The organism is Ignavibacteriota bacterium, assembly GCA_016716225.1.
In the GTDB taxonomy this organism is placed as follows: domain Bacteria; phylum Bacteroidota; class Ignavibacteria; order Ignavibacteriales; family Melioribacteraceae.
On record JADJWT010000001.1, the window covers coordinates 1,308,547 to 1,326,465 of the forward strand.

At 28.7% G+C, this 17,919-nt stretch carries 19 protein-coding genes; 11 read left to right on the plus strand and 8 right to left on the minus strand.

The genetic code is table 11. The annotated features are described in order from the left end of the window. Positions 1-2: 2 nt before the first annotated feature. Genes wecB through IPM32_05625 form a run of 5 tightly spaced genes read right to left on the minus strand, consistent with a single transcriptional unit; the run spans position 3 to position 5,758 of the window. On the minus strand, positions 3-1,049 hold the full coding sequence (gene wecB, locus IPM32_05605; GenBank protein MBK8944734.1) for a UDP-N-acetylglucosamine 2-epimerase (non-hydrolyzing): 1,047 nt from the start codon (positions 1,047-1,049) through the stop codon (positions 3-5). Beyond that, positions 1,046-2,338, minus strand: a complete 1,293-nt coding sequence (locus IPM32_05610; protein ID MBK8944735.1) for a glycosyltransferase family 4 protein — start codon at positions 2,336-2,338, stop codon at positions 1,046-1,048. Before IPM32_05610 ends, wecB begins: the two co-directional genes overlap by 4 nt. Further along, positions 2,335-3,603 carry a glycosyltransferase gene (locus tag IPM32_05615; GenBank protein MBK8944736.1) on the minus strand — a complete coding sequence of 423 codons (1,269 nt, stop codon included), beginning with the start codon at positions 3,601-3,603 and terminating at the stop codon, positions 2,335-2,337. The genes IPM32_05610 and IPM32_05615 overlap by 4 nt, the downstream gene beginning before the upstream one ends. A 24-nt stretch (positions 3,604-3,627) precedes the next feature. Further along, entirely contained in the window at positions 3,628-4,674 is a 1,047-nt protein-coding gene (locus IPM32_05620) for an NAD-dependent epimerase/dehydratase family protein (GenBank protein MBK8944737.1), read from the minus strand. Positions 4,675-4,702: 28 nt separating this feature from the next. Beyond that, positions 4,703-5,758, minus strand: coding sequence for a glycosyltransferase family 2 protein (locus tag IPM32_05625; protein ID MBK8944738.1), 1,056 nt, complete (start codon positions 5,756-5,758; stop codon positions 4,703-4,705). A 209-nt stretch (positions 5,759-5,967) separates the two neighbouring features. On the opposite strand from IPM32_05625, the gene IPM32_05630 reads away from it, so the two are divergent. Then, positions 5,968-6,276, plus strand: a complete 309-nt coding sequence (locus IPM32_05630) for a hypothetical protein (GenBank protein ID MBK8944739.1) — start codon at positions 5,968-5,970, stop codon at positions 6,274-6,276. Positions 6,277-6,385: 109 nt separating this feature from the next. Here IPM32_05630 and IPM32_05635 read toward each other — a convergent pair whose 3' ends face one another. Continuing rightward, a complete protein-coding gene (locus tag IPM32_05635; protein ID MBK8944740.1) occupies positions 6,386-7,273 on the minus strand; it encodes a cobalamin-binding protein in 888 nt (295 codons plus the stop codon). 9 nt (positions 7,274-7,282) lie between these two features. Further along, on the minus strand, positions 7,283-7,780 hold the full coding sequence (locus tag IPM32_05640) for a DUF456 domain-containing protein (protein ID MBK8944741.1): 498 nt from the start codon (positions 7,778-7,780) through the stop codon (positions 7,283-7,285). Positions 7,781-8,007: 227 nt separating this feature from the next. Here IPM32_05640 and IPM32_05645 point away from each other — a divergent pair, with 227 nt between their 5' ends. From IPM32_05645 to IPM32_05655, 3 genes are all read left to right on the plus strand, one after another. Next, a complete protein-coding gene (locus IPM32_05645; protein MBK8944742.1) occupies positions 8,008-8,865 on the plus strand; it encodes an NmrA family NAD(P)-binding protein in 858 nt (285 codons plus the stop codon). A gap of 49 nt (positions 8,866-8,914) precedes the next feature. After that, complete coding sequence (locus tag IPM32_05650; protein MBK8944743.1) at positions 8,915-9,298, plus strand: LysM peptidoglycan-binding domain-containing protein; 384 nt, start codon at positions 8,915-8,917, stop codon at positions 9,296-9,298. Positions 9,299-9,375: 77 nt separating this feature from the next. Then, positions 9,376-9,708, plus strand: a complete 333-nt coding sequence (locus tag IPM32_05655) for a thioredoxin family protein (GenBank protein MBK8944744.1) — start codon at positions 9,376-9,378, stop codon at positions 9,706-9,708. A gap of 51 nt (positions 9,709-9,759) precedes the next feature. On the opposite strand, the gene IPM32_05660 is transcribed toward IPM32_05655, so the two are convergent. Then, positions 9,760-11,109: an alpha-glucosidase C-terminal domain-containing protein gene (locus IPM32_05660; protein MBK8944745.1), complete on the minus strand. Its 1,350-nt coding sequence runs from the start codon at positions 11,107-11,109 to the stop codon at positions 9,760-9,762. 85 nt (positions 11,110-11,194) lie between these two features. On the opposite strand from IPM32_05660, the gene IPM32_05665 reads away from it, so the two are divergent. The 7 genes from IPM32_05665 to IPM32_05695 all read left to right on the plus strand — a co-directional run bounded on the left by IPM32_05665 (position 11,195) and on the right by IPM32_05695 (position 17,767). Next, positions 11,195-12,364: an AI-2E family transporter gene (locus IPM32_05665; protein ID MBK8944746.1), complete on the plus strand. Its 1,170-nt coding sequence runs from the start codon at positions 11,195-11,197 to the stop codon at positions 12,362-12,364. 70 nt (positions 12,365-12,434) lie between these two features. After that, positions 12,435-14,432 (plus strand): tetratricopeptide repeat protein, encoded by a 1,998-nt coding sequence (locus tag IPM32_05670; GenBank protein MBK8944747.1) that lies wholly within the window; start codon positions 12,435-12,437, stop codon positions 14,430-14,432. Between the two features lie 183 nt (positions 14,433-14,615). Then, a complete protein-coding gene (locus IPM32_05675; protein MBK8944748.1) occupies positions 14,616-14,927 on the plus strand; it encodes a hypothetical protein in 312 nt (103 codons plus the stop codon). A 10-nt stretch (positions 14,928-14,937) separates the two neighbouring features. Next, positions 14,938-15,540 carry a hypothetical protein gene (locus tag IPM32_05680; GenBank protein ID MBK8944749.1) on the plus strand — a complete coding sequence of 201 codons (603 nt, stop codon included), beginning with the start codon at positions 14,938-14,940 and terminating at the stop codon, positions 15,538-15,540. Positions 15,541-15,554: 14 nt separating this feature from the next. Further along, positions 15,555-16,679 carry a hypothetical protein gene (locus tag IPM32_05685; GenBank protein ID MBK8944750.1) on the plus strand — a complete coding sequence of 375 codons (1,125 nt, stop codon included), beginning with the start codon at positions 15,555-15,557 and terminating at the stop codon, positions 16,677-16,679. A 33-nt stretch (positions 16,680-16,712) separates the two neighbouring features. Then, entirely contained in the window at positions 16,713-17,342 is a 630-nt protein-coding gene (locus IPM32_05690; GenBank protein ID MBK8944751.1) for a hypothetical protein, read from the plus strand. Between the two features lie 11 nt (positions 17,343-17,353). Further along, the gene (locus IPM32_05695; protein MBK8944752.1) at positions 17,354-17,767 is read left to right on the plus strand and encodes a hypothetical protein; all 414 of its coding nucleotides are present in this window, start codon (positions 17,354-17,356) and stop codon (positions 17,765-17,767) included. Positions 17,768-17,919: the final 152 nt, after the last annotated feature.

Genomic DNA, 17,919 nt, shown 5'->3' on the forward strand with positions numbered 1-17,919 from the left:
AATTAATTTTTTTGTAAATAATTTGCAATTAGTTCCCCAGCATTTCCATCACCAAAATAATTTTTTTGTTTAGAAGTCGGCGAAAGTTTTGCAGAATTAAGAATTTTCGTAACATCTGTTCCTACTATAAAATTCCAGTTGTTTTCTAAAGTTTCAATCCATTCTGTTTCTTCACGTAAAGTTATACATTGCTTCTGAAGGAAATAAGCTTCTTTTTGCAAACCGCCGCTATCGGTTAAAACTTTTTTGCAATTCTTTAAAAGTATTATCATTTCCAAATAACTAACGGGATTTATAATTTTTACATTTTCGGAAAATTTAATTTGTTGTAAATATTTTTGTGTTCGTGGATGAAGCGGAAGTAAAACTGGGAAATCCAAATTAGAAAAAGCTGTAAAAATATTTTGTAAACGATTTATATCATCTGTGTTTTCCTGTCGATGAATTGTTGCCAAATAAAATTCGTTTAAATGAGTAATTTGATATAAGGATAATTTCTCTTCAGCTAAATTTCGATAGAACAAAACCGAATCAAACATCACATCGCCGGAAAAATATGATCTATTTTTTAATCCTTCTTTCCCCAAAAGATTCATTGCGTTTTGCGTCGGTGCAAATAAAATATCGGAAATGTGATCTGTTGTAATTCTATTAATTTCTTCCGGCATTAGTCTGTTAAAACTTCTTAATCCGGCTTCAACATGTGCAACTTTTATATGAAGTTTGCTTGCGGCTAAAGATCCGGCAATTGTTGAATTTGTATCACCATAAACTAAAACCCAATCGGGATTTTCATCAATTAAAATTCTCTCAATTCCTTCAAGCATAAGCGCAGTTTGCTTTCCGTGATGTCCCGAGCCTACATTTAAATTAAAATCCGGCTTTGGAATTTGCAATTCATCAAAAAATACTTTTGACATATTTTCATCATAATGCTGCCCGGTATGAAGTATTAAATCTTTTACTTCCGGAAATTTTCTCAATTGTTTGCTAACAACTGCTGCTTTAACAAATTGTGGTCTTGCGCCAATTATTTCAATAATTTTCATTTAATCTCTTCATCAAAAATTTGAGATAATTTTTTTGTAAGATTTTTTCGTGAATATTCTTCAACATTATATTTGTAGTTAAAAGAATTATTTTGCCAATTATCATACATTTCTTTCAATAAATTATAAGTATTTTTTTCATCTTTGTAATCAACCATTTTCCCGCAATCGGATTTAACTATTATTTCATTTGCGTTTCCATCAATTGGACCAACAGCATAAATTGGTTTTTTCGAACCCAAATATTCAAAAATTTTTCCGGTTAAAAATCCTTTATTATTTGGAACATCATCAATTATTAAAAGCAGAACATCAGCATTTTGTAAAATATTTGTCGATTCATGATGCGGCAGAAATCCTTTTTCTTTAACATAATTTTCAAGATTTAATTTTCTCACTTCGTTAGAAAATTCGCTGCAAGTTTTTCCAGCAATGATAAATTTAATGTTTGTAATATCATCTTCATTTATAAATTTTTTCAATGCTGATAAAAACACAAACGGAACTCTTGTTTTTGTAATTACTCCGGTATAAGCAATTGTGAAAATATTATTTTTTACTTTTTCTGTTTTGTGAAAATCAGTTTCATCAAAACCGTTGGGAATTACAAAATATTTTTTTTCTCCGATTTTAGATTTGAACAAATCAACAATATCATCACTTATTGTAATTATTGAATCTGCATTTTTCAGAACTTTTTTTTCTAAATTTTGATCTATTAACTTGGTAAAGAAATTTCTCTGTAAATTTTGATAATGAACAATTTCCATCCAAGGATCTCTAAAATCAGCTACCCATTTGAGTTTTGTGAACTTTGCCAATTTATTTGCAATAAGCTGAACTGTATGCGGCGGAGATGTGGAAAAAATTAAATCAACTTTTTCTTTCCGAATAATTTTTAATCCTTCCTTAACTGCAAAATATTTCCAACCAATTTTTGCATCGGGAATGAAAAGATTAATTCTTAACCATTTAGAAATTTTTTCAGTTAAACTAAGATTTGTACTTTTAGTAATTACATCACTTGGAATTTTATAATTTTTACTTTTTCCGGTAAGAGTTTTATAAAGTTCAAATGGTTCAATCGATTTGGTTTTATAAACTTTACATTCGGTTGGAATATCGTTTAATAAAGTTTCATCAATAACTGGACAATCGGGATTTTCAACAGTTAAAATTATCGGTGTCCATCCAAATTGAGGTAAGTATTTTGCAAATTTTAAAACTCTTTGAACTCCGGCTCCACCAGCCGGCGGCCAATAATATGTTATGATTAAGACTTTTTTCATCTGTTCAAAATTGCTTTTGCGTAATTTTGCCAGCTAAAATCTTTTGCTGAAATTGCAACATTTTCTCTCGGAATAGGATTGCTTATAAATTTTTTCATCACTTCAAACATTGATTCAATATTTTCTGGTTCAGCTAAATATCCGTTAAATCCATCTTTAATTGTTTCGGGAAAATGTCCGACTTTTGTTGCCAATGATGGTAATTTAAAATTATATGAAATTGATTCGACTCCGGATGGCGTTGCATTTAAGTAAAACAATAAATTGCAATCACTCACCTGAAAATATTTGTGCACTTCATCATTCGGCACATATTCATTAACAACCGTAACATTTCTTTCAATTCCTAATTCTTTAATTAAATTTAACGGCTGATAATCTCTTTCATTCTTTGATTTGCGCAAAACAATTTTTTTTGCCGAATCGAAAATTGCATTTTTTATTTTTGTTGAAATTTTATTTGAAGCCAATGTATTCCAAAACGATTCGCCGACTATCAAAAGTGAAACATCATTTCTTTCATTCTGCAATTTTGCAAAAGCTTTAATTACATTGTGCAAACCTTTATATTCTCTGATAAATCCAAAAAATAAAAACACATATTTTTTCAATTTCAATTCAGTTTTTGTTTTCTCAATATCAAAATTCGAATTTGGCTGAAACATATCATAAATAGGATGATAAAGTTTAATCACACTTTTTCTTTCATCACCGGAACGTTTTCCGGTTTCATCAATGTGAAATTTTGTTTGAAAGAATACAGATTTTAATTCATCAAAAGTTTTGTATGAATGAACAATATATGCATCGGAATTTTTCAATCCGTATTTGATTAAAAATTTATCAATTGCACTTGGTTCTTTTTGTGCTACAACATGAAGATCAAAAATAATTTCGCCGGAAAATTTTTTCTTTAACTTTTTTACAATATAACCAAGCGGCAAACCTTGAATTGCAATTGCCCATTGAATAATAATTATATCGGGATTTATTTTAAGTAATTCTTCAACGGTTTTATTCCACGAAAAAGGATCATTATAATTTGTAAGATAAATTTCAGAAATGTTTGTATCGGCAAGCGGATTTTTTTTCGAACTTTTATCAATAAAATCGCGTGGAATAAAAAAAGGATATTGCTGCGTCCAAGAAAAAATTGTTACTTCTATATTTTCAAATTCTGCAAATGCTTTGGCAAGTGATAATGTATAATTTGCAATTCCGCCTTTAAATTTTGGACCCGGACCAAACACAACAATTTTTCTCATTGGGAAAATTTCCAAATTAACTTTTTATACAATTTGCTCAAGAGCCTTATTGTAAACTCTTTTCATTCCTTCTTCCAAAGAAATTTTTGGTTCCCAACCAAGTTTTTCTTTAACATAATCCATATTGCAAAAACGCGAATGAACTCCAACCGGTTTTTCAATCAATGGTTTTATTGTTGGATTGTAATCTGCAAATTTTGCAAATAAATTTATCAAATCGATGAATGTTGTAAGTTTTCCGGAACCAATATTAATTGCAGAGCCATCATGAATTTTATCCATTGCTAAAAGCGTGCATTCAACAACATCATCAATATGAACAAAATCCCTACCTTGTTTTCCTGTTCCCCAAACTTCAAATGGATTTTCTTTTTTTGCTGCGCGTGCTGCAATTGCCGGAACGGGATAAGACAAATCTTGATCTTCTCCGTAACCGGAAAAAGGACGAATACAAACAACAGAAATTCCGTAATGTTTTGCTGCCAAATGAGCTAAATATTCTCCGGTCATTTTCGTCCAGCCGTAAGTCATATCTGGTTTTCCTAAAATATCACCATTTATATTTACGTCTGTTTCTTTTAGAGCAACCGCGGTTTCTTCTTTTTGTAATGAGTTTGGATAAGCTGCACTTGAACTTGGATAAAGAACTCTTTCCGGTTTTGCTTTAGTTACCCAATGAAAAAATTCAGCATCAATTGCTAAATCCAATGCAACGGCAAGCGGATCACCGTCAATTTTTGCTCTCCCGCCAACAATTGCGGCAAAGTGGAAAACATCATTAAATTTTGTGAAATTCAAATTATAATTTTCAATAAAATAATTTGGATTCTCTAATAAATTTTTTATAAAATTTCTAAAATCCATTTTGAAAAAAATTAATCTTTCATCTTTTCCAAAAACTTCTGCATCATTTATTTTTTTTGATGAATTGTATTCAAGCCAAGTTGATGGATGAGTGCCGATCGATAAATCATCAACGGCAATAATTGTATCGTTTGTATTTTTCAAAAAATGTTTCACAAAGTTTTTTCCTACAAATCCGCATGCACCGGAAATTAAATGATATTTCATCGTTACCTAATTTTAAAAGATTTGAAAATTATTTTTTTTCTTTAATACCGTAATCATTTTCTTTGTTGTTATTGTGAACAAGCATTTCACCAATTAAACCAAGTGAGAAAAATTGAACACCCACAATAATTAAAAGTGTGCCTAAATATAAAATTGGTCGGTTGCTTAAATTTGCTTTGTTAGTAAACCATAAAATGGATAAATAGCCATCGATTATAAATCCGATTAAAAACGAAATTAATCCTAAAACACCAAAAAAGTGAAGCGGGCGGCGGATATATCTTGTTGTAAAAATTACTGTAACTAAATCAATAAAGCCTTTAAAAAATCTTGAAACGCCGAATTTTGTTTTTCCATATTTTCTAGGATGATGCTTAACCGGAATTTCTGTTACTTTATAACCTTTCCAATCTGCTAAAACCGGAATATATCTATGCAATTCACCGTGAACATCAACATCTTTAACAACATCCTTTCTGTAAGCTTTCAATCCGCAATTAAAATCATGAATTTTGATTCCGGTCATCACTTTGGTAACATAATTAAAAAATCTTGACGAATATTTTTTTATGAATGGATCATGGCGTTTTTTCTTCCAACCGGAAACAAGATCATTTCCTTTTTCCAATTCCGCAATAAGATTTGGAATTTCTGCCGGATCATCTTGTAAATCAGCGTCCATTGTAATTATTGCATCACCGGTTACATTTTGAAATCCAACATTTAATGCTGCAGATTTTCCGTAATTTTTTCTGAAACTAATATATTTTATTCTGTTATTTGTCTTTGTTAAATTTTTAATTACGTTTAGTGAATTATCAGTACTTCCGTCATCAATGAAAAAGATTTCATAATTTGCAGAAATTTTATCACATTGATCAACAATTTCTTTAGTTAATTTGCCTAAAGATTCTTCTTCGTTAAATAAGGGAATTAGAATTGAAATTTTTTGAAATTTTGTTATAACAGCGGAAGTTGAAGTTTTTTCAGCTTGTTTATTTTTGTTGTAATAATGTCTTCTTGGCTGAAAATTTCTTCGAGGTTTTCTGTCTTTGAAATTTTGTTTTTTATCGTTTTCAGAAATTTTTTCGGAATTAACTGCTGAAGTTTGAGGCAAATTTGCCTGTTTTTCTGCATAACTTTCTGAATTTGTATTATTTGTTTCGTTGCTCAAAAAGACCTCAAAATTATAAATCTCTAACTATTTGTAGTTTCAATTGCTAAAATAGAATAATAAAATTAACTTAATATAATTCTAAAATCAATTTATCTAAATTATTATAAAAGAGTAAAATGGGCGCAATTATTTATTGGGGAATTATAAGAACAGCAATTTTACTTCCATTTCTTTGGCTAGTTTTGGATTTTATTGAATACAAATTTTGGTGGGCGATTGTATCAATTTCAATTTATGGAGTTATAATTCATCCGGCTGTAATTCAATACAACATTTTTAAAGAAAAAAATGAAAAAATAATTACAAACACACTTTGCTCAAGCTGTAAACATTTTGATGAAACCGCAATTTTATGTTTAAAGTTAGATGAACATCCTACCGAAGAAAAAATTCCTTGTGAAGGTTCTGCTTGGGAACCGAAGTAAATTATTATTCCAATAAGCATTATTATATTTTATTAAACTCTTGCATTCTTAATAATTTCACAAGCTGAAGATTGTGGCTACTTTTTAAATGAAAGCATATTTAATTAACTTAATTTTCTAAAACCAATTTATTTAAATTTTCTACTGCATCTACAAAACGCGGGCCCGGGCGGGAATATAAATCGGCATTCACATAAAAAACTCTATTATTAATAACAGCTTTCAATGTGTTCCATTCCGGATAAACCGTTAAAAGTTCTTCAATTTTATTTGTATTTGTTTCGTAAAGTAAAATGTAATCCGGATCTCTTTTAATAATTTCTTCACGATTTAATAATGGATAATTAATTTCTTTATCGGCGGCAATATTTTGCAATCCGGAAAAAGTTAATATTTCATTAATAAATGAATTTTTGCCTACTGTGAAAATTGGATTTGTTGAAACCAAAAAAAGTACAGTTTGCGCAACAATTACATCGTGAGTTTTTTTCACTTTTTCAATTCTTAAATCCCAATTATTTATTAGTGAATCTGCAATTTTTTCTTTTCCAAGAATTTTGCTTATTGCCAAAAGTGTTTTTTTTATTCCATTGTAACTTTTTGGATTTGAAACAAAAACTTTTACTCCAAGTCGTTTTAGTTTATCATAATCGAATTTGGAATTTCCTTCAACAGTAATAAAAACAATATCCGGCTTGAGTGAAATAATTTTTTCCGCATCGACAGTTAATAAATCTCCAACCTTTTCAATGATTTTTGACGAATCCGGATAGTTGCAATATTTTGTATTTCCAACAATTTTATTCCCAACTTTTAAAGAAAAAAGAAGTTCTGTTAAATTTGGTGCAAGTGACACAATTTTTTGAATTTTTAAATTTGGTTCAAAAGATCTTCCCAAATCATCTAAAATCAGATTTTTATTCTCTTCAGATTCGCGGGAATTGTTACAACTTACCAAAGCAAGAAAAACTAAGAAAATTATTATTTTTTTTATCATAAAATATTCTCAAGCAAGATTTTCAATTACGGCTTTTGTAAAATAAAATGCCATAACTGCGGTTAAAATTATTTTTATAAAAATAGCAAATAAACTAAACGCAAATGAAACCAAACCTATTTTTATTGCTTCGGATTTAGCTTTTCCGGCAAGCAGTTCACCAATAATTGCCCCAAATAAAAGTCCAAGCATCATTCCAAACGGAGGAAAGAAAAACATTCCAATTAACATTCCAATTACAGAAAAAATTATTCCTTTTCGTGAAGCTTTAAAACTCTTTGCGCCCACAAAAGGAAGTAAATAATCTAAAAAATAAACAGCAATATTTAACAACGCCATTATCACAAGAAACGAAACGCTAAAAATAGAAGCATCTGCTAATTTTAAAACTATTAAAGCTGCAAAAGCTAAAGGCGGCCCCGGTAAACCGGGAATTATACATCCAGCAAAACCCAATAGAATTAGTCCAAAACCAATTATTGCAGCAAGGAAAAAAAAAGATTCCATTAAAAAATTTCTTTCAAAAATTTTGTATTGTAAGATATGAAAATTGAAACCTTAAATTTTGGAAAAAGTAAAATTATTAATTTGTTAACAGACTTGATTTTAAATTAAACTTAGTTATATTTAAAATTATAAAAGACTTTTCTGCATTTTTACAATTCGCATCCTCTGTTTGAGTCTTAGTAAAAATAATTTTCAAATTTTTGTAAAGTCAAATTTCGGAGGAAAAAATGAAAGACAAAATTTTAATAATCGGTGCAAGCGGATCAATTGGATTAGAAATTGCTCAAAAGATAATTGAAAAAAATTTATCAGTTAAAATTGCAGTTCGTGATCCGGAAAAAGCATCAAAAATGAATTTGAAAAATTCTGAATTTGTAAAGTTTGATTACTTCAACAGTGATACTTTTGAGACAATTTTTGAAAATGTGCAAAAATTACTTTTGGTTTCTCCACCTTCATATTTTGGAATTCAAGAAAAAGTAATAAATGTAGTTGATTCGGCAATAAATAATGGAGTTGAATTAATTGTAAATATTTCTGCAATTAGTATTGAAAGCGAATTAGACAAACCGATGAAATTAATTGAAGATCACATAAAGAAAAGTAAAATTCCTTTTGTGTTCATTCACCCAAATGTTTACATGCAAAACTTTACGGAATTATTTAAAGATTTTATCATATCGGAAGAAGAAATTACAATTCCCGCAGAAAATTCAAAAGTAAGTTTTGTTGATGTAAGAGATGTTGCAGATGTTGCCGTTCAAGCCTTATTAAACGAAAATTTAAAAAATAGTACTTTTAATTTAACCGGAAAACAAGCAATAAATTTGCATGTAATTGCACATCTTTTTTCAGAAGCATTAAATAAAGAAATTAATTACAAAAATATTTCGGAAGAAGTTTTTGAAAAATTACTTCAAAATGCAAATTGGGCTAAAGGAACAATTATTGGAACTTTACAATTATGTAAACACATAAAAGACGGTAAAATTGATTTTACAACAAATGATGTACAAAAAGTTTTAGAACGAGAACCAATTACATTTCAACAATTTATTAAAGATTATTTAAATATTTGGAAGTAAAATTTTATTAAATTTGAATATCAATAAACTTAAATGAAAAGGAGAAGTTATGGCACTAACCATGAAATATGGTCCGGTTCTTGAAATCTGCAATAAATTTAATATGAAAGAAGCAAAAGTTGAAGAAGCTGCAGGTAGTTTAAAAATATCCGGAACTGTTCACACACAATATGAAAAAAATTCAATTTGGGATAAGATAAAAGAAATCGGCGGACAAACTCCAACTGATTTGAAAGCTGATATAAAAGTTGAAGCTAAAGATTATTACCATATTCATAAAGTTGCAAGCGGTGATTCTTTAAGTAAAATTGCAAAAGTTTATTTTGATGAAGCTAATAAATACATGAAAATTTTTGAGGCAAATAAAGATCAATTAACAAATCCGGATTTAATTAAAGTGGGACAAGAATTAAAAATTCCTTTTGTGGATTAATTTTTTGTTTCAAAAATATTTAATTTTGTAACCGCAACCCTTAAGTTGCGGTTTTTTTATTTAATTAAATGAAAATTATGATTGATATAAAATCACAAGTAGAGTTTGAAGAATTTATTAAAGTTAATGAAGCGGTACTAATTTATTTCAGCACACCGCAATGTAATGTTTGCAAAGTTTTGAAACCGAAAGTTCAAGAATTACTAAATGATAAATTTCCCAAAATTAAAATGGCTTATGTTGATTGTGAATTGTTGAAAGAAGTTTCTGCGCAAAACAGAATTTTTGCAGTTCCAACAATTTTAGTTTTTTTAGATGGAAAAGAATTTATTCGTAAATCAAGAAATATTAGCATTGCAGAATTTAGTGAAGAATTACAAAGACCATACGAATTATATTTTAATCAGTAAGGAATGAAAATTTTCATTCCTTACTGAATTTTCTTCGTTCCACATTTAACTTTAATTCACCAAAACAAAATATTCATAAGGTTTAAGATTAATTTTATCGCTCAATTCAATATTCATAGAATTCTCCGAAACCACATTTTTAAAACTTCCCACACAATTTTTATCATTTGCCAAAATTTCTTGATCAGAGTTTGATAAATTTAATATCACTAAAATTTTATCATCATCTTTTTCTCTAAAGTATGAAAGAACATTTTCATTATTAAGGTTTACGAAATTTATATTTCCGCCTTTTTCACCATTCCACATTGATTTATTATTTTTTTTCTCAGCTAAAATATTTGTATAAATATTTCTCATTTTAAATTCTTGCCAAGGAATTAAATCCTTTTCAAAAAATTCTAATCTTTTATTCATACCGGCTTCTTGACCATTATAAATTAAAGGCATTCCTTTTAATGTTAATGTAAGAATAGCAAAAGGTTCATACAGATTTCCAAGTCTTTCAAATTCAGTTCCCGCCCAAGTATTTTCATCATGGTTTGATGTAAAATTCATTCTAAAATCATTTTCATTAATTGTTTTTGAATCTTTAATAAGTAAATTTTTAATACTATCAGTAGAAATTTTACCTTTTGCAAAATTGTTCATCACATCTTTTAATTTCCAATTGTATGTCATATCAAAACCGTTTTTATGAAGTTCAGGATTTTCGCCTTCTGCAAGCATAAAAACTGGTTTAATTTTATCTAATTCTTGTCGCGCATTTTTCCAAAAATCTAGCGGAACCATTTCTGCAACATCACATCTGTAACCATCAATATTAAATTCAGTTATCCAATATTTTAAAGAATTAAGCATTTCAGTTCTAAGATTTTTGTTATCAAAATTTAGATCAATAACATCGCTCCAATCTGCAACCGGCGGAATGAAATTTCCGAGTGAATCTTTATTGTAAAATTCGGGATTTGTCTTTGTCCAATTGTGATCCCACGCAGTATGGTTTGCAACCCAATCAATTATTACATACATTCCTAAAGCGTGAATGCTATCAACCAAAACTTTAAAATCTTTTTCGTTTCCAAAGTTTGGATTTATGCTTTTATAATCTTTTACGGAATAATAACTTCCCAAAGTTCCTTTTCTGTTTTTTTCACCAATTGGATGAATTGGCATAAGCCACAAAATATCAACACCAAGTTTTTTTAATTCGGGAAGATGATTCATAAAAGATTTAAAAGTTCCTTCATTTGTAAATTGACGAATATTAACTTCGTAAATTGAAGCATTGTAACTCCACTCTGGATGAACTGAATTTTCAGAAATTATTAAATTCTCTTTTTCTTTACAACCTAAAATCAGCACCAAATAAATTATAATTACGTACAAATATTTTTTCATTTTACTCACCAATTTCCTATCTAAGTTTAAAAAAATGAATTATTTTATAGTTAATTTTAATCTAAATTATAAATAAATTATATAAATGAAAAAGCAATTAGTAGATCCCTCAGCAAAATTTTTTATTGTATTTATTGGGTTAGTTGTTTTATTAGGCGTTCTTAAAGAACTTCAAGATATATTTATACCGCTAACAATTGCATACCTTTTAGTTTTTGTTTTTGAACCGATGAATGATTTTTTAATAAAACGCAAAATTCCTAAATCTTTAACAACTTTTTTAGACTTACTAATTATAATTGGATTTTTCTGGGCGCTTTCTACTTTTATTATTGATTCATTCAGCCGTTTGGGCGAAGAACTTCCGCAGTATGAAGAAAGATTAAATAATATTGTAAAAACTTCTGCCGCAAATTTTGGAATTGTCGATAAGTTTTTTTTAGAATTTGATATTTCCAAAATTCTTAGTGATTTGGATTATAGCGATATGGCAAGCGGATTTTTTTCATCCACAATTTCAATTTTTTCCGCAGTGTTTTTTGTGTTATTCTTTTTCATTTTTGTAAATAGCAGTCATTTGCATTTAATCAACGCAATTAAAAATAGATATTTAAAAGTTCAGGCAAATGTTTCGGAAGAGAATTTTGAAAATAACATTGTTATTAATAATAAGGAATTAGAGAAATTTGAAAATCAAAAGAAAATAGATGAAGTTAAATTGCATCGTGAAAAAACAATTGAAAAAGCGTTTAAAGATATTACAGAACAAATTCAAAGATATATTGCGGCAAAGTTCTTATTAAGTTTATTAAAAAGTGTTGTAATTGGAATTATACTTTGGATTTTTGATATCGATTTTTTAATTGTATGGGCTGTGCTTTCATTCTTTCTAAATTTTATTCCAAATATTGGTGCAATTATTTCTGCTGTTTTACCAGCTGTTATGACTTTAATTCAATATGAATCTATTGGTTATACTCTTTTTGTTGGGGGAATAATTTCCTTTGCTGAAAATTTGATCGGCAATATTATGGAACCAAAATTTTTAGGAAATAAGCTCGGTTTAAATCCGCTTGTAATTTTATTATCTTTATTAATTTGGGGATACATTTGGGGAATTGCCGGAATGTTTTTATCCGTTCCGCTTACTGCAGTTGTTAAAATAATTTTATCAAATTCACAATCGGATAATCTCCAATTCCTTAATGAAGTTATGAGCAATACATATGATTTGGAACATAAAAAATCTGCATAAATAATTTTAAAATATTCTAATTGTAATTTTTTTATTGCAATTTAAAAGGATATTAAGGGGTTATTATTTCATGAAGATTAGTAAGATTATAATTGTTTTAATTTTCCTTCAATTTTTCACGGCAATATTAAATTCGCAAAATCCCAATAATCAAAATTTAATTCAAACAATAAATTCATATTTTAAAAAAGGAGATGCCCAGAAAAAAATATTTCCGGATTCTGCAATTTATTATTATCAAAAAGCACTAAATATTTTGGATGAAAATTTCAAATCAAATTCTAGTGAGAAAAATCAAATATTAAAGACGGATTTATTTACAAAAATCGGACACATTTTTTTTCAGCAGAGTAAATATTCTTTTGCAACAAATTATTACAATTCAGCTCTCGAAACTGCAAAAACTTTAAACAATGATTCACTTTTAGCTGAATGTTTTTTCAACATTGGCGAATTAGGATTGGAAAATGGAAAGTATGCAAACGCTGTTAGTTCATATTACGAAGCAATGAAACTTTATGAAAAAACTTCAAACTCGGAAGGATTATTTTGGACGAATGTAGGTTTGGGAATTGTTTTTAGAGAACTTGGCAACAAAGATTTATCAATTCGGCATCACGAAAAATCAAGAGAAATAGGCGAGAAAGAAAATAACAAATATTATATTGCAGTAAGCAACAATAATATCGGGAATTTATTTAATCAAATTGGCGATTACCAAACGGCACTTTCATATTTGATGAAATCGCTGAAAAGTTTTACAGAATATGGTGATGAAAAATTTGTTTCCGATTGTTACGAAAGCATTGGAAATGTTTACAAAGAATTAAAAGAATATCCGCGTGCTATTGAATATTTTAAACTTTCCACAGTTATTGCACAGAACTTAAATGATAATTACAGACTTCTTACACGGTTTGCAAATTTGGCATCTTCATTTGCTGCAATTCATGATAACGAAAGTGCATTAATGTATTTTAGCAAAACTATTGAACTTGCTCAAGCTGTTGGTGATAAAGCTCGACTAAGCGAAATTCAAATTATGTTAGCAGATTTTTATTCTAAAAATAATGATTTAATAAATGCTGAAAATTTTTTGAATAAATCAATTTTAACTTCTAAAGAAATTGGAGATACGGTTAGCATAATTTCTGCTTATAATGATTTAGCTGAGTTAAATTTCATAAAGAATAATTTTATTTCAGCAAAACATTTTGCACAAGACGCATATAATCTTGCGAAAAAAAAAGAACTTCCTAAACACATTTCTGATGCTGCAAAAAATTTATCTCAGATTTCACAAAAACTAAACGATTTTAATACGGCTTATAATTTTTTAAAAATTCATAAATCAATTGAAGATTCTCTCCTTACAATTGAAAAAATAAAAGCATTAGAAGATATTCAAGCAAAATACAAACTGGAACAACTTGAAACGGAAAAACTAAGAATTCAAAACCAAGCGCTAATTTCTGAAAACGAAGTTAAAAACAGAAATTTATTAATTCTTATCCTAATAATATTAATCATAATTTCTTTATTTGTTTTCGGTACATTTTTCTACAAAAAAAGAAAAGAAAGAATTGCAGAAAAAGAAAACGCAAATAGATTAACAAAAAAAATTGATTTATTAAGTTCTCAGCTTAACACAAAAAACAGAGAGCTCACTTCCAAAGCTTTAATGATTTCGAGCAATAATAAAATTTTACATGAAATTGTTGCAGAAATAGATGATTTTTTAGTTGATGAGACCGGTGATAAAAAGAAAATACGACAATTAAAAAATAAATTAACTAATATTTCCGAAGAAGAAAGCTGGAATGATTTTTTGCAGCATTTTGAAGAAGTTCATCCAGAATTTTATAAAAAACTTACCGAGAAATTTTCTTCACTTTCATCAAACGAACAGAAAATTTGTGCTTTTCTTAAAATGAATTTGAACACAAAAGAAATTGCGCAAATTACAAATCAAACCACAAAAAGCGTAGAAGTTGCAAGAACCCGCATAAGAAAAAAACTTGGAATTGATCACTCAGAAGGTTTAACTCAAGCAATTCATAATTTGTAAATTTTTGGTCAATTAATTATTTAAAAAATAATTGAGTGTTTTTGAAACCGCAATTGAGTGGTATTGTAGGCTTGTGAGTGTTGACCTACCCCAATTTCACACCTTACTTTTATAAAAGTCAATTTGAAAAAATTTCCATTGAAAATTTAATGCAAGAAATCTTCGATGAAATCTGGAAACCAAATGATTTTTTTGAAGAAAGAAAATAAAATAGAAATAGATCTCATTCATTGTGAAAGCAGCGAATTTAAAGAGGTAACGGAGTTTTGGTTTAAAGCAAATAGAAGAATTAGTGATTTAAAAGTAATGATTAATGTAGCTGAGTTTGTAGATATAATTTCCGGAATAGGTGCAATTTCAATAAAAAAAAACGAGTGGACTTTTTTAGTTGGATATGAAAATGTTAAAGTTAACCAAAATTGGAAATTTACATTTACCGGAAAATTAAACGGAAGCAACAAGAAATTTAACTCGGTTATTGATTACAAAATATAAAATAATAGAAATGAAAAACTTAATTAAACAACTATTTGTTGAATTTGCCTTAGCGTTTTATTTGCTAATTCCTCAATATTTAGTTGCAAGTGAAAAGGATAAAGAAAACAAAATTGTTCCCGCAAGTATTTGTGAACTGAAAACATTTATCCAATTTTCAAATCTTCATACTCAAAATTTATTTAACAATGAAAAAATTGTTAATGAAAATTACAAATCACCATGGCTGGCGTTTAGTCTTGCATTAATGTTTCCCGGAATGGGACAAATCTACAATGGTGAATATGGCAAATTAGGAATTATGTATGGTGTTGCTGGAATTGGTGCCGGAATGGCAATTGCTGCAATGGTAAATTCAAATTATGGAACTTCAAATCCGGAACCATCATATGTTGCTCCGCTTGGTATTGCGGGAGTAAGCATAATTTCTCTAGCATGGATTTATTCAATAATCGATGCACCAATTTCTGCAAATTCAATTAATGAAAATAACAATGCAATTTCACATAAAAATTTATCTGTGATTAATATTAAAAATTGTGGAATTGATTTTTCAGTCGATATGAGAAAATGTAAATACACGTTTGGTTTATCAATGAATTTTGGTTTGTAAAATAAGGTTTCTTTATGAAAAAAATTCTAATACTAATAATCACTCTTTTTATAATTGCTTGTTCAGAAAATACAGATGCAATTAAAACATCACAATCTTATTATAATAATAAAGAAAACCCCTCAAGTATTAATTCTGCAGCAGCAATTATATTTGAGAGAAAATCTGAGCCAAACGAAAATGCTTTCAATATTCTCGTTCCAAAAGATTGGATTATAGAAGGTGGAATTTATAGAGTAAATGCAATTCAAAACGGTCCCTCAAATACAATTGCAGCAAAATTAGATTTTTCAATTAAAAAAGATAGAGAAGGTAGCGTGATGATTCGTTGGCTTCCGGATGTACTTTTTTTTGATGCAAGATTTAGTCCGGCGGGACAAATGGGTTTGTTTCCAGAAGGAAGTAATTATCAAGGAATGACAGTTTACAACATTATGAATGCTGAAGATTTTATTAATAGAGTTGCGTTTCCATATGCACATTCTAATGTTCAAAACATTCAAATTCTTGAAAAAAAAAATCTACAAAAATTTGCTTCAAATTATGAAGCAAGAGTAAAGCAAACAATGCCCTACTTAACAATGAGTTACAATGCCGCTTATCTAAAAATAAGATATTCTGAAAGCGGAAAATATTATGATGAATTTATGTTTACTTTAATTGAAAATTGGGGACAACTCGGTGCCGGCATGTGGGGAAATAAAGAAACTTTTCTTGTTAGAACTCCGCAGAATGAATTAAAAAATTGGGAAGCTGTTTTCAACATTATTCACAATTCAACAAAAATAAACATTAATTGGTTAGTTGGAGAATTAAAAGGTCAAGCTGCTCGCGGACAAATTTTAATAGATACTCAAAATGAAATTCAACGGATAGGAAAAGAAATCACAGAACACAGACAAAGAACTAATGCCGAAATAAATAATGATATGTATTTAACACTTACCGAACAAGAAGAATATGTAAATCCCTATACAAATGAAATTGAAATTGCCACAAACCAATGGAAACACAGATGGGTTAATCAAAGTGGAGATGTAATTTATTCAAATCATGAAGATTATGATCCCAATATTGATATAAATATTAACAGATCAGATTTCAAGAGAAGCAAGATTAGACAGCGATTTCCAAATTAATAAATTCACATAACCCATTTTAAGGAGAACAAAATGAAAAAAGTAACAAAAATTTTATCATTTCTATTCGTGATTATATTAACCAATATTTCTTTTGCTCAAGGAATAAAAATTGGACCAAGACTTACCGGAAATATGAATATTTATAATCAAGATGGATTAACTGGAACATGGAGTGGAATAGGTATTGGAATTGGCGGTGCTATTGATATTTCATTTTCTAGAACAATAGGAATTTTATTAAACTTAACAGTATTTGATATGAAAAATTTTTCAAATTCACAAACTGTTGGAACAACAACACAAGAAACATCCTTGTCTCTTTCATATTTATCGATCGATCCATTATTCAAAGCAGAATTCAGCGGCTTTTATTTAGTCGGAGGTCCATCTTTAGCAATTAAACTAAGCTCAAGCGGTGAATCAAATACCATAGTTACAGGTCAAGCACCAAATGTGCAACCCATAAATATTGAAACAAAATCAGTGAAATTTGATATTGCCGTTGGAACCGGTTATAACTTTAAAGCATCAGAGGATGTAACACTTGGTTCAGATTTTATGGCATATATTCCATTGTCAAACACATATAATACTCCTGGAAGAAGCAACAGCACGCTATCATTAAAGTTAGGTTTTTCGGTTAAATTTAATATTAACTAAAGGTGAAAAAAATGAAAAAGATTATTACAATATTTTTAATTCTTTCATCAATTTTTATAATTTCTTGCGATGATGATACAACCGGTGGAGTTACAGATCCATTTGGTACTGGAGGAATTGGAGGTGGAACTGGAAATGTAACATTTACAATCGGCGCTCAACAAGGAGAAAATGGAGGAATTTTATTTTTTGCAACTCCAAGTGTTGCCGTTAAAATTACAAAAGTAACTTGCAGTCTACCAGCTCAGAATTTTAATGATGTTGTTGAAGGAGACGGTACAACAATTTTTAATGCAAATGAATCTGTTGGTATTGAAGAATATACCGGCGTTACTTCTGGTCAGCAATGGACATTCAAGTTTGAAGGAACGCTTGCAAGCAATAATCAAGCATTTAATGTAACTTCAAATTATACTGTGCCATAAAATACAGATCAACATAAACGGCTATAATTTTTTATAGCCGTTAAAATTAAACATTCCACAAATTTATTTTCCAAATAAAAAGTTTATTTGTGATGTGAACACTTGTAAAAGTGATAGATAATTATTTATCTTTTAATAAGATAACAAGACTT